At 29.5% G+C, this 13129-nt stretch carries 14 protein-coding genes and 1 riboswitch; of the genes, 13 read left to right on the top strand and 1 reads right to left on the bottom strand.

All coding sequences use genetic code 11. From position 1 onward, the window contains the following. Window positions 1–3: 3 nt before the first annotated feature. From ACZ446_RS06160 to ACZ446_RS06180, 5 genes are all read left to right on the top strand, one after another. Window positions 4–327, top strand: a complete 324-nt coding sequence (locus tag ACZ446_RS06160) for a helix-turn-helix domain-containing protein (RefSeq protein ID WP_464394238.1) — start codon at window positions 4–6, stop codon at window positions 325–327. Window positions 328–386: 59 nt separating this feature from the next. Continuing rightward, window positions 387–486, top strand: a riboswitch (SAM riboswitch). A gap of 83 nt (window positions 487–569) precedes the next feature. Beyond that, window positions 570–743: a hypothetical protein gene (locus ACZ446_RS06165; RefSeq protein WP_464394239.1), complete on the top strand. Its 174-nt coding sequence runs from the start codon at window positions 570–572 to the stop codon at window positions 741–743. A 194-nt stretch (window positions 744–937) separates the two neighbouring features. After that, window positions 938–1939, top strand: a complete 1002-nt coding sequence (locus ACZ446_RS06170; protein WP_464394240.1) for a hypothetical protein — start codon at window positions 938–940, stop codon at window positions 1937–1939. Beyond that, window positions 1932–2489: a replicative helicase loader/inhibitor gene (locus ACZ446_RS06175; RefSeq protein WP_464394241.1), complete on the top strand. Its 558-nt coding sequence runs from the start codon at window positions 1932–1934 to the stop codon at window positions 2487–2489. The genes ACZ446_RS06170 and ACZ446_RS06175 overlap by 8 nt, the downstream gene beginning before the upstream one ends. Continuing rightward, window positions 2486–2800 (top strand): hypothetical protein, encoded by a 315-nt coding sequence (locus ACZ446_RS06180; protein ID WP_464394242.1) that lies wholly within the window; start codon window positions 2486–2488, stop codon window positions 2798–2800. Before ACZ446_RS06175 ends, ACZ446_RS06180 begins: the two co-directional genes overlap by 4 nt. 40 nt (window positions 2801–2840) lie before the next feature. Here ACZ446_RS06180 and ACZ446_RS06185 read toward each other — a convergent pair whose 3' ends face one another. Further along, window positions 2841–2993: a YvrJ family protein gene (locus ACZ446_RS06185; protein ID WP_464394243.1), complete on the bottom strand. Its 153-nt coding sequence runs from the start codon at window positions 2991–2993 to the stop codon at window positions 2841–2843. 295 nt (window positions 2994–3288) lie between these two features. Between ACZ446_RS06185 and ACZ446_RS06190 the strand changes: the two genes are divergently transcribed. From ACZ446_RS06190 to ACZ446_RS06225, 8 genes are all read left to right on the top strand, one after another. Beyond that, complete coding sequence (locus ACZ446_RS06190) at window positions 3289–3822, top strand: hypothetical protein (RefSeq protein WP_464394244.1); 534 nt, start codon at window positions 3289–3291, stop codon at window positions 3820–3822. 249 nt (window positions 3823–4071) lie between these two features. Next, window positions 4072–4233, top strand: a complete 162-nt coding sequence (locus ACZ446_RS06195; protein WP_464394245.1) for a hypothetical protein — start codon at window positions 4072–4074, stop codon at window positions 4231–4233. Window positions 4234–4235: 2 nt separating this feature from the next. Beyond that, complete coding sequence (locus tag ACZ446_RS06200) at window positions 4236–4679, top strand: hypothetical protein (protein WP_464394246.1); 444 nt, start codon at window positions 4236–4238, stop codon at window positions 4677–4679. After that, entirely contained in the window at window positions 4648–4920 is a 273-nt protein-coding gene (locus ACZ446_RS06205; RefSeq protein ID WP_464394247.1) for a helicase-related protein, read from the top strand. Before ACZ446_RS06200 ends, ACZ446_RS06205 begins: the two co-directional genes overlap by 32 nt. 251 nt (window positions 4921–5171) lie before the next feature. Continuing rightward, a complete protein-coding gene (locus ACZ446_RS06210; protein WP_464394248.1) occupies window positions 5172–5426 on the top strand; it encodes a UPF0175 family protein in 255 nt (84 codons plus the stop codon). After that, window positions 5410–5910, top strand: coding sequence for a PIN domain-containing protein (locus ACZ446_RS06215; RefSeq protein ID WP_464394249.1), 501 nt, complete (start codon window positions 5410–5412; stop codon window positions 5908–5910). The genes ACZ446_RS06210 and ACZ446_RS06215 overlap by 17 nt, the downstream gene beginning before the upstream one ends. A 224-nt stretch (window positions 5911–6134) precedes the next feature. Then, a complete protein-coding gene (locus ACZ446_RS06220) occupies window positions 6135–9248 on the top strand; it encodes a DEAD/DEAH box helicase (protein ID WP_464394250.1) in 3114 nt (1037 codons plus the stop codon). 288 nt (window positions 9249–9536) lie between these two features. Next, window positions 9537–13115, top strand: a complete 3579-nt coding sequence (locus ACZ446_RS06225; RefSeq protein WP_464394251.1) for a hypothetical protein — start codon at window positions 9537–9539, stop codon at window positions 13113–13115. Window positions 13116–13129 lie beyond the last annotated feature (14 nt).

Genomic DNA, 13129 nt, shown 5'->3' on the forward strand with positions numbered 1-13129 from the left:
ATAATGAAAAATTGGGATGAATTTGATCAAATAGTAAAGTCATCAATGACAGAAGAAGAGTATGAACGTCATATTTTAATAGCTAAAATTTCAGCTGATTTAATAAGACTAAGACTTAACCAAAATATGACTCAAACAGATCTAGCAGAAAAATCCGGACTAAAACAATCAGCAATTGCTCGACTGGAGTCAGAAGAAGTGTTGCCTAAATTAAGTACCTTACTTAAGTTAGCTAAGGCTTTAGATGCTAATATTAATTTAAATCCAAATCAAGAAAGTATAATAAAAATTGAATCTAATAAAATGATTAATAATAAAGCTGGTTAAAAATATTTTGCTATATATTAAATTCCATGTTAATCTATAATCACAATTTAATAATTCTACTCTTATTAAGAGTGGTGGAGGGAACGGACCCGGTGAAACCCAGCAACCCCCGTCAGGGAAGGTGCTAATTTCCGCAGCAGTTGTGCTGAAAGATAAGAAAAGATGCTGATGACTATTTATGAGCTCTTCTCTTATTGAGAAGAGTTTTTATTTATTTTAAGCTGAAAAGGAAGGTTTTAACTATGACTTATACTACTGGCCTGACAGTTTTTAATACTGCTCCAGGTGAAAAAGAAGAAATGCACTGCAATGTCTGTGACAGCAGATGTGAGGTAAAAAGAAAAGAGGGAACAATTAGAATATATAATAAAAATTATTTAAGAGCCCTTCTCATCTTAGAAGGGTTTTTTGCTTAATAATACATATATTATTTATAATAACTACTGGTTAATAAAATATTTTAAAAATTGCGATATTTTAAGTTGCACGTTTAAATTATAAATGCTATACTAGCAACGAAATTACTAAATGATAAATATTTACAAATTGAAGAAAGGAGGAAATTTTTTTAATGAATATTGTGAAAAAAATAATTTAAAGAGGTGTTAAAATGAATTTCAGTAAAGTTGATTCAAGTTTCTGGACAGATGAGAAGGTCAGATCATGGGACAACAAAACACAATTTATGGCACTTTATATCTTAACAAATTCACATCGAAATTCTGAAGGGTTATACAGATTGCCCAAGTATTATATTGCAGGAGATTTGTCAATTTCTCCTAAAGAAGTTACTAGGTTATTAGATAAATTAATTAGTTGTAATTTTATTCAATATGATGAAGAAAACTCTATTATTTTTATAAATAAAGCTTTAAAATATGATCCTACTAAAAACAAAAACCACCAAATTTCAGCAGCAAAAAAATTAAATGAACTACCTAAAACATATCTTTTTAATGAATTACTTAAGGCTGCAGAAAAATATAATAAATCATTTGCTAGATTTTTAAAAGAAGTTAAACCTGAATTTTTTAATGAGCAAAGTCCTGATGCTGTGGGGGTTTCCAATGCTATCAATAATGGCATGGTAGATGGCATTGATGATGCTATTAGTGATGACATAGGCGATTCTCTAGAACTAACTCTAGCTCAAGCTCTAGAACTAAATCCACATCTAAAACCAAAACAAAAACAAAAAAAGACGTCAGGCTTGAGCAACCAGAGGCAGCAAAAAGCAAAAGAATTGACAATTAAATTAATCGACTTAATTCAAAAAAATAATTCCAGAGCTTTTGTGCCAGAAAAAAACATAGACAACCCTTTATTTAAGAAATGGTTAACTTCTATTGATAGATTAGAACGTTTAGGACCAATTGGAGCTAAGGAAGAAGAAAATAAGGGTTACAGCTGGGAGGAAATTGAAAAGATCATTGAATTCAGTCAGAATGATAGTTTCTGGAGATCAAATATCTTGAGTGCCTCTAAATTGAGAAAACAGATTGTTGTTTTAGAAAATCAACTGAAAAATAAAAAAAGTGATGATTCTGAAGCCAAAGTTGATATGCTAGCAGAACTTTATGCAGAAGCAGAAAATGATGATCTAAATGACTAAAGCAGATGTAATTAAGCTTTTAACCTATTTAAACCATTGTTATCCGGGTAAATTTAAATTCCCCAAAACTGATAAAAGGGAAAATAAAATGATAATCCAGATCTGGTATGATTTTTTAAAGCTCTATGATACAGAGACTGTAAACAATATTTTAAAAAAGTTGATTATAACTGGAGGCCATTGGCCGCCAACAGTTGGTGAGATTGTTAAAGAAATTGAAATCTTAAAACTACCAGCTGAAGAAAAAATCACTGCTGGTGAGGCCTGGAGCCTGGTGCTCAGGGCGGTTCGCAAATACGGATATTATAATGCTGGAGCTGCAATGAAATCTCTACCAGCTAAGGTTAGAGATACTGTAGAACATTTTGGAGGTTTTGCAGCTATCTGCCACAGTAAAAGCAATGACAATTATGTAAGAAGTAATTTTCAAAAGTTATATCGGGAAGTTAATCGTGAGAATGAAAATTTAATGTATCTGCCGGATACTATTAGAGATGAATTATTAAAATCTGCTCAAAAAAATACAAATAATAGGGAGCTGTTAATATGAAAAATCTAACTAAAGCAGAATTAATTGAATTATTTAAGATGAAAATTAGGGAAGATCAGAAAATACCAATTGCAAAGGCAATTGATCGGGATACGAGATTCCCTTCCTATAGAACATTCAAGAAAATATTCGGTGGGAAAAGAATCAGGCAAATAGATGAACTAAAAGATGTAATTAAAGAAAATTTGCTTATGATTAAGTTAAACCAGATATTTTGTGAAGATTGTCGATTTGATAAAAAATCATGTGGTAAAGATATCGATGAATGTATCAAAGATGCAGATCTTTTTATAGAACATATAAAACAATAAAGTGGATGCGGCCTCTGTTAAAAGCAGGGGCCTTATTTTTTTAGTTTTTAAACTTTTCATTATCATTAACTATGATTAGAGTATCAACTGATTCTTTTAATTCTTTAATCAATGGTTCAAATCTAACTAAAAGATAAATAGATAAAACCATTGGAAAACCATAAGTACTGATCAGATTAAATATTTCCTTCATAATAGCTCCCCTCCCTATCTTAGATTTAACCTAATTATATCATAGAATAAGGGAGTTTTATCTCGAAAAATAGCTGGAGCAGGAAATGATCTTTTAATTAATGAGAGTGAGATTTTGGAACTTCGAAAATAAGCAGGGAAAGCAGTAATTTAGATCGTCTGAAAAATTACTGACACTTTAATTGACCTCTTAAAATATATTTTGCTATAATTTAAAAATAATGGTATAATATTCATATTATCATTGAACTTAAGCTTTAAGTTATGGTAAAATATATTTAGAAGGGAAAATTGCCGTGCCTGAAAAATCAAATACACCTCATGATGATTTGAACAAGTATCTTCCGAATTTCGAAACATTATTTTATGACTTTTCCAACGATTCTAATTTGAAAGTTTTAGGAGATAGAAGAGTACGGTTGACTTTAAAATTTTTTAAGATTTCAAAGATGAAAGATATTCGAGTTGTTTATGAGGAAATAATCTCTTTTGTAATTAGTGAAAATGGTGTTGATATAGATATTTTTTATTTAGGTTTAAACTATATTGCTGATAGTAGAGAGGAATTTAATTATTATATTCTAAATGAAAGATTAAAGTATAAAGGGATGAAAAGGGAGGCTGATATTGTGATATCTGCAGCTGATAAATTAAGATTTGAAGGAGAACGTAAATTGTTTAAAAAATTAGTTAAAGGTAATTTTGATCAAACAAATCAGGAAGTAATGGATTTAATAGATAAAGTTGATATTAAAAAAATAGAAGAATTGAGTGAAAGAATTTCTAGGATTAAAAATATACAGGAGTTAGAATATTATTTAAAACAATAGAAAATTGAATTTATTTATATTAACCCTTCTCATATGAGGAGGGTTTTTGTTTTTATGCACTAGTTTGCGACATAGTGGTGGCAGAGCAATAGGTTAGGCTGAAGAAAAAGGCCTAAAAAGCAGGAAATTAATGATTTTTAAAGAATAATTTATATTAGGAAATAAAAGTTATTAGTAGAAAATATTTGTGACAAATCAAGACTTAAATCGACAGAATATTTAGAGTTATTAATAAAATTAAGATTAATTATGTGGGATCTGCTGGAAGAAATCAAGCAGATAATAAAGAAACAGTTGAATAAAGCTTTAGTGGGAGTGGAAATTAAAGAAAGCTCTAATATTGATGAAAGCTGGTACTGGCTGGCATCACTGCTGCTGCAGCTCCCGGAACTGCTGTCAGAAGAGCACTGAGTTTGAAGTTTAGTAAGTCAGAGCAGTTAAACAGCAGGACTTTGGAGATTGCTTATGCTTTTAGAAACTTATTTAACAGAGCTGAAAATATAACCTTAGTCAGTGGTCTTGAACTGCATAAACGCTACTGGCAGAAAGTTTTAGATTACAGTTTAGATGGAAACCTGCAGTCTGTATTAGATGAGTACTTCCATATTTTATATGAATCAGCTGGTTTAAATAATATTGATCAGAATTCTGTTCTGACTGAACTTACAGAAAGTGTTATTTCATCTCTAGGTTTAAGAACTGTATCCCTAGATTATGATGAAGTAGTTAAAGATAATAATAAATACCAGCTGCAGAAAAATAATTTGCGCTGTCATTATGCCCTTAAATTTGATAAGGAAAAAAACTATTATGAATCAGGAGGTCGTGCGCGAAAGCCAGGTGAGAGAGGCCTTTAATTCTCCATTTAAGCCGTTTATTCTGGCAACTACATCAATTAGTCAGGAAGGGCTTGACTTTCATCAATACTGCCGTTCTATAGTTCACTGGAACCTGCCGGGTAATCATGTGAATTTAGAACAGAGAGAAGGTAGAATCCACAGATACAAGGGTTATGTAATCAGAAAAAATGTTGTAGCCAGATATAGAGATTGGATTTTTAATAAAGATAATAATCTTAAATCTGACCTCTGGAATTAATTATTTGAACAGGCAGCTGCAGACAGAAAAAAAGAGATGAATAATCTAAAACCATTCTGGATTTTTGAAAATGAAGATGGAGAAAATTATGAGATAAAAGACATATCCCTTTTTATCCGATGAGCAGGGATAGCAGTCACTTAGATCAGCTGAAAAAATCACTGGCAGTCTATAGAATTGCTTGTTGCATTTAAACTATAATGCTATAATATAAATATAAGAAATCAAAAGCATTGATGGGGGTAATTAATATGAACAAAAAAATTGAAATAGAGTATCCTGACACATTACCTGATTTGCTTCAAGAAAGTTCAGAAGTTTTTGAAAGAGAAGCAAAGATGGCAATGGCTGTTAAATTATTTGAACTTAAAAGAATTTCTTCTGGAATGGCTGCAGAAATGGTTGGCATGGATAGAGTTTCATTTCTTTTAGAATTACACCGCTATGGTGTTGAAATGATCAATATGGAACCGGAAGAATTAGCTTCTGATGTTGAAAATGCTTAAACAGTTAGTTATAAATACTGGTCCAATTATAGCTTTGATAGCTGCATTAAATGATTTGAAAATTTTAAATAGAAATTATGAGAAAGTGATTGTTCCACATAGAGTTGTTCAAGAGATGTTAGCAAAAGGGAATGATAGGGCAGATGCTAAAATATTTTTAGAGGATGAATTTATAACTAGAATAGAAAAACCAGTTGAAATTAATACATTTTTAAGAAATAGTTTAGATTCTGGTGAAGCATCGGTAATTCAAACTGCCTTAAATAAAAATATTGATACAGTTTGTATTGATGAATCTGCTGGTAGAAGAATTGCCCGCCTTAATAATTTAAAACTTACCGGTTCATTAGGTATAATTATTTCTGCAATAAATAACGGAGAGAATATTGATCTTAAAAAGGGTATTAATAATATGAGAAACAATGGTATTTGGATAAGTGAAAAACTTGAAAAAGAAGCATTTAAATTAATTTTAAATAAGTAGTGGTCAGCCCTTCTCATTTTGAGGAGGGTTTTTGCGTTTATACATCCGTTCGCGACATAGTGCTGTCATATCAATATGTTGGACTAAAGAAAAAGGCCTCAAAAGCAGGAAATCACCTATATTTAGAGAATAAATAACATTAGGAAATAAAAGTTATTGTTAGCAAATATTTATGACAAAATATGACTTAAATCGACAGAATATTATGAATGAGGTGGTTTAAAATGCAGAGTAATTTCTCTTTTCTAAAAGAAAAGTGGACTAATTTAGCGGAAATAGCTGAACTGGCAGAAGAAAACTTATATCAAGATCCAAATACTACAATTGTCAAATTACGGATGTTTACAGAACAAATTGTAGATTACATATATGCCTATGATAACTTAGATGAGCCTGAAGAAAATAGTTTTTTTAATAAATTAAAATTGCTGGAAAGAGAAGAATTGATCCAGGGAGAAATTGAAGATGTATTTCATACTTTAAGAATTGAAGGTAATAAGGCTGTACATGAGTCCTTAGATTCAACTGAAACTGCAAAAACTCTGCTTTCTTTAAGTTATAAACTTGCTGTCTGGTTTATGCAGCTTTATGGAGACTGGAATTTTGAGGCAGAAGAATTTAAACTACCTGAAAAAAATAATGAACAAAAAATTGATCTAACTGCTCTTGAAAAGAAATATGACAATCTGATTGAAAAATTACAGCAGGAAATAGATGAATTAAAGAAAAATCAGACTGGCCAGAAAATAGAAAATAGAAAAGAAAAAAGTAGAGAAATTAGCAAAAACATAGTTTTTAATACTGATGAAAATAATATTATTAAAATTAATAAAGATAATAGCATAGAAATTAGTTCAGAATATAAGTTTATAACTACTGATACTATAGAAGATAAACCTGAGGGATATAAAAACTCCTGGAATGCTGTGAGAAGAGCATTTAGCGGCAGACAGTGTCTTGCCTACTGGCGCTACCCTCTTTTTTCTAAACGAGGTGAAAAACATAAAGAGCCTGATATTACAATTATTGATAAAGATTTAGGAGTAGTAGTTTTAGAGGTAATTGATATTAGTTTAGATCAACTGTCTAACTCTCAGTATGAACGCTGGGATTTTAAAGATGGAAGTAGTCAGGAAGTAATCTATAAAGTTGAAGATAACTTATATGAACTAAAGGGTCTTTATCAAGGTAATAGAAACCTAAGACGAATTAAAGAGAGTTCTGCAGTAATTTTACCTGAGATCAATAGAGAGCAGTGGCTGGAGCAAAACTTTGATGATAAAAAAATTATTTTTAAAGATCAATTAACACCAAAGAAATTTTTAAATAGAATAGAAGAAATTGATACTTTAGCTGGGAATGATACATTAAGTAGTGAGGCCTGGAATGATATTTTAATGATTTTAACAGGTCAGATTACTTTTGCTGATAAAAAAGATGTTGAAAACAATTTAGAATTAGAAAAATCATCTAATTTAATTGGTAAGTTATTAGGGGTATTTAAGAAAAACAAATCAAACAATAAAGAAACTCAAACTCGAGGTCAAATTAAAGACATTATTAAATCTGATTTATTTGAAGTAGATATGCAGCAGGAGGTAATAGGTAAAACAATACCACCCGGGCCCCAGAGAATAAGAGGTATTGCTGGTTCAGGGAAAACAGTACTTTTAGCACAAAAAGCGGCTCATATGCATTTAAAGCATCCAGATTGGAATATTGCTTTAGTGTTTTTTACCCGCAGTTTATATGACAGTGTAATTGAAGAGGTCAATAAATGGCTGAAAAGATTTAGTAATGGTAAGGTAGAGTATGACCCAGATAACAATGATAATTTACAGGTCTTACATGCCTGGGGAGCTAAAGATCAGCCAGGATTTTATAGAGAATTATGTAAGGCTCATGGTAAAAAACCTTTAAGTGCTAGAAGAAAAAAGCTTGTAGATGGAGCTCCAAATGAAAAATTAGTCCATGCCTGTAAATTTCTTTTAGAAGAGGTAGATGAGATTAAAGAAATTTATGATGCAGTTTTAATAGATGAGGCACAGGATTTAGTTGTTGATAATGAAAAAATTAAGTATGAAGGTAAACAGCCTTTTTATTGGTTGGCTTATCAAAGTTTAAAAACTATAGATCAAGACAAGGATAAACGTTTAATCTGGGCCTATGATGAAGCGCAGAGTCTTAACTCACTAAATATACCTACTGCACCTCAGCTATTTGGAGATGAGCCGCATTTTAAGAGATTGGTTAGTGGTTTTCATCCTGGTGGTATTAGAAAAAGTGAGATTATGAATAAATGTTACAGAACTCCTGGCCCGATTTTAACTGCAGCTCATGCAATAGGAATGGGACTTTTAAGAGAAGACGGGATGCTCAGAGGTTATACAACTCAAGAAGACTGGGAGAATATTGGTTATCAAGTAAAGGAAGGAAGCTTTAATCCTGTAGGACAGAATGTGATCTTACACCGCCCGGAAGAAATGACTCCCAATCGAGTGCCTGAATTATGGCAGGAAGATATTATTAAATTTAATAGCTATAATACCCGTAAGGAAGAGCTAAACAATTTAGTGGAAAAAATAAAATATAATATTAAAGTTGATGGGCTCTCACCAAGTAGAGATATTTTAGTTATTGCTCTTGGTAATAATAAAGAGGCATTTAAATTAAAAGTCGAAGCTGCTAGAAAATTAAAAGAAGAGGGAATTGATATTTTCATACCTAAAGCTTTAAAAAATAATATCCTTTACCCTAACTATCCAAATATAGATGCAAATAAATTTTGGAATGAGGGAGGAGTAACCTTTACTACAACTTATAGAGCTAAAGGTAATGAAGCCTATATGGTCTATGTAATTGGCCTTGATAAAATTGCAGAATCTGAGAGTAATTTCACTTTAAGAAATCAGCTATTTGTAGCTTTAAGTAGAACTAAAGGCTGGATAGAAGTAAGTGGAGTTGGTGATTTTTCATTTTATGAAGAATTTAGAAATGTAATTCAGAGTGGTAATACATTCGAGTTTACTTTTCAGAGACCATTATTTGAAAAGAGAGTTAAATCTACAAAAAAGAAAGATCAAAATCTTAAAAATGAAAAAGACAAAAATGAAGATATTAAAGAGAATAATCCTCAAATCATGATAGTCGAGGAAGAATTAGATAATGATTTTGACGATTATGAGGATGAGTTTGATATTTCTGACATTGTAGAATATTTTGATGGCAGAACTGGAAAAGTTCATGATATTGAAAATGATATATTAATTGTTTTTAATGATTCTGGCAAAATTGAAAAGTGGAAAATGAAAGATGTAGAATTAATTAGACCAAGCTAAAGTGAGAATAGGCTTTCAATAAAGACAATGTTAAAGCAGGTAATTAATAATATTTAAAGAATAATTTAATTTAGGAAATAAAATTAAATATTTTTAATTTAAAGAGGAGTTTATAAAATGCTAGCTGTAACTGGAAATGATATAGAAAAATTAAACGATAAAGATCTCAGGACTTTAATTGGTCTATTATGTGAAGAAGAGTTAGAAAGATATAATATTTCACGCAAAGGTGTTACCTGGGGTGGAGATCAGAACGCCAGAGATGATGGAGTTGATGTCAGAGTCCAGGTGAGTTCTGAAGTTAATCAAGACAGTTTTGTCCCAGCTGAAAATACTATTTTCCAAGTGAAAGCAACTGATATGCCAGCATCAGAAATAGAAAAAGAAATGTCGCCTAAAGGTAAATTACGGAGTACAATCAGAAAATTATCAGATGATAATGGCGCTTATGTAATTGTTAGTAGCAAAGGCTCAGTAGCAGAATTTGCACTTAAAAATAGACTTAAAGCTATTAATAGTGTTTTATTAGATTATAAAAGAGATCATAATATTAAATATGATTTCTATGATAGAAACCGAATTGCAAGTTGGGTTAGAAGTTATCCAGCTTTAATATTTTGGATAAGAGATAAAAATTCTGATGAAATAAATGGATGGCAGGGATATGATAACTGGCTAAATTTTTCTAATGAAAAATATATAGTTGATGAAGATGCACGATTGTTTAATAATACTAGATCAAATTCAACAAAATTGTCAATAATTGATGGTATAAATATTATAAGGACTAAGATGAAAGAACCTGGAACATCCATCAGATTGGTTGGACTGTCAGGTGTTGGAAAAACAAGTTTAGTAAAAGCATTATTTAATGATGAAATTGGTAAAAATATTTTACAAAAAACAAAGGTTATTTATGCTGATTATAGTGATCAACCTATACCAGCCCCCGTTAATTTCATTCAACAATTAATTGCATTAAATAAACAAATACATTTAATATTAGATAATTGCCCACCTGAAGTCCATAGAAAATTAACAAAATTATGTTCAACTAAAAATAGTTTAATAAGCATTCTAACTGTTGAATATGATATTCGTGAAGATCAACCCGAAGAGACTGATGTTTTTTATTTAGATGTTGCTTCAAATGAATTAATAGAGAATATGATAATTAATCAACATGAAACTTTGAACAGAGCTGAAGCTAGAAGAGTTGCTGAATTTTCAGGAGGTAATGCTAGAATTGCTAAATCATTGGCTAACACCTTAAATCAAGAAGATAATATAAGTGATTTAAAAGATGACGTTTTATTTGATAGATTATTTAAACAGAGAAATGAAAAAAACACACGATTACGCGAAGCGGCCGAAATACTTTCTTTAGTATATTCGTTCAACAAAAAAGTTGATTTGGAGAATAAAGAATTAAATATTTTATCTAAGTTAACAGGTTTAAATTCTTTAGATTTATATAAATATTCTAGTGAATTAAAAGAAAGAGGACTGTTACAAGAACGTGGGGACTGGAGAGCAGTTTTACCCCATGCTATTGGAAATAGACTTGCAAAGAGAGCTTTAAAAAATTTACCTGAGAATATTTTATGTAGCACTATTGCAGAATCTGAACGTTTATTTAAGTCATTTTCAAGAAGACTCTCTTATTTATCTGATAGTGAAAAGGCTAAGAATATTGCATATGATTTATTGAATAAAGATGGATATTTAGCTGATATTAATAATTTAGATAAAAATCAAGTAGAAATTTTAAAGAATATAACTCCTATAATTCCAGAAAAGATTTTATTAAAAATGGAAGAATTAATTGATTCAGAAGAAAATAAAACTTTTTTTACTAGAGAAAACAATTATTTTTATGAGTATGCTAAAATATTGATATATATAGCTTATGAAGTAGAATATTTTAATAGAGCGGTTAAATTATTAATATTATTTTCTTTAAGTGAAAAAGAAAATAATAATTATAATTCTGTTCGAAAACTACTATATTCTTTATTCCATATTCAACTTTCAGGAACTAATGCTTCTATTGAACAACGCTTGTCTATAATTAGAGAGCTAATGGAATCAGAATCAAGACCTAAAATTGATTTAGGAATAAAGTTATTTAAAGAAAGTATTAAAAGCTCACACTTTATTTATCACTTTAGTTTCAGACCTGTTTTAAATAATAGAGACTATGGTTATTATCCTAAAACAAAAGATGAATTTGAATTATGGTATATAAAGTTATTGGATTTCTCTGCTGAAATTATAAAACTTAATAATTATTCTTCTGAAAAAATCAAAGAAATATTAGGAGATGAATTTAGAAGCCTTTGGTCAAGAACTAAATTATATGATGAACTAGAAAATTTAACAAAGTTAATTAGAAAAAATGGGTTTTGGATAAATGGAATCAATTCTATAAATAGAACACTTAACTATGATACTGATAAGATGAGTAATGGTGTTGTTGAAAGGCTAAAAGAATTAAAAAATATTCTTGAACCCAATAATCTAATTGAGAAATTAAAGTTATTTTTATTTTCTAGCAGAGGTTTTGATTTATTTGACGACCCAAAAGTAGTAAATGATAAATCAAAAAAATTAGGCGTAAAAGCTGCCAACAATATAGATATATTAAAACAACTACTTCCTGAAATTTTATTTGGAAGAGCTATAAACTTATATAATTTTGGACAAGGTCTAGCTCAAGGAAGTCATAAACCTGAAAGATTGTGGCAGATTTTTAGAAATGAAATTGAAAAAAAGAATGCTTTGAACTGCAATTTTAATTTATTAAAAGGATTTTTAAATGAGCTTTCAAAGATTGATTTCCAATTAACTAATAAAATAATGGATCAAACTCTAGAAGATAAAGTTTTAGCTAAAATTTTTCCAAATTTGCAGTTGAGTTATGCTCTTGATGATAATGGTTTTGTTCGCTTAAAAAAATCACTGGAATTAGGAATTGCTCCTGTTTCAGAATATAGTAATTTAGCTTATAATTACAGGATTAATGATAATGATGAAAACTTTGCAGAGATTATAGAAATGATCTTGAATGACGATAATGAAATTAGAATCGCTATACAAATATTACATCAAATATTGAATTTTAATAAAGATAATGAAATTAGTGATGTTTTAATTAATACTGCTCATGAAGTTCTTTTTGCTTATTCATTTGAAAACAAAAATGATCGTGGATTAGATTTTCAACTATCAGAGATAATAAAGAAAACATTAGATAGTGATAACGGTAAAAAAATAAGTAAAATTATTTTAGCAAGGCTAAAAGTCAATTGTAATTCCCTAAAAATTTCAATGTATGATTATAGCCAGGTGATGAATTCATTAGCTCAAACGCAGCCTATAACCTTTTTAGATCAAGTTATTGGATATGATAAAGAAAAGGACAGGATAGATTACACTTGGAAAAACTCTATTGTTCATCAGAGCAATCCGTTAAATCAAATTGATAATCAAACAATTATTCATTGGTGTGAAGAAAAAAGAAGCATTAGATATCTAAAAATAATTGATTTTATAAATATATTTAAAACAGTAGAAAACTCAAAAGAACTTAGGTTATCAGAATTAATTAATTTAATTATAAATAATGCACCAAATAAAATAGAAGTTTTAGAGGAAATAAGCAAATATATAAGACCAATGAGCTGGAGTGGTTCGAGGTATTTAATTATTGAAAAAAGGGTTAATGCTATTCTAAAATTAAAAAATAATCAAGATACAAATATAGTAAATTGGATAAAAAATAAAGAAATAGAATTCAAAAAAATAATAGAAATAGAAAAACATGCAGAACAAAAGGAAGATTTGATTTATCAATCATTTGAGTAATACCATTTATTTTT

Source organism: Halanaerobium sehlinense (assembly GCF_055379485.1).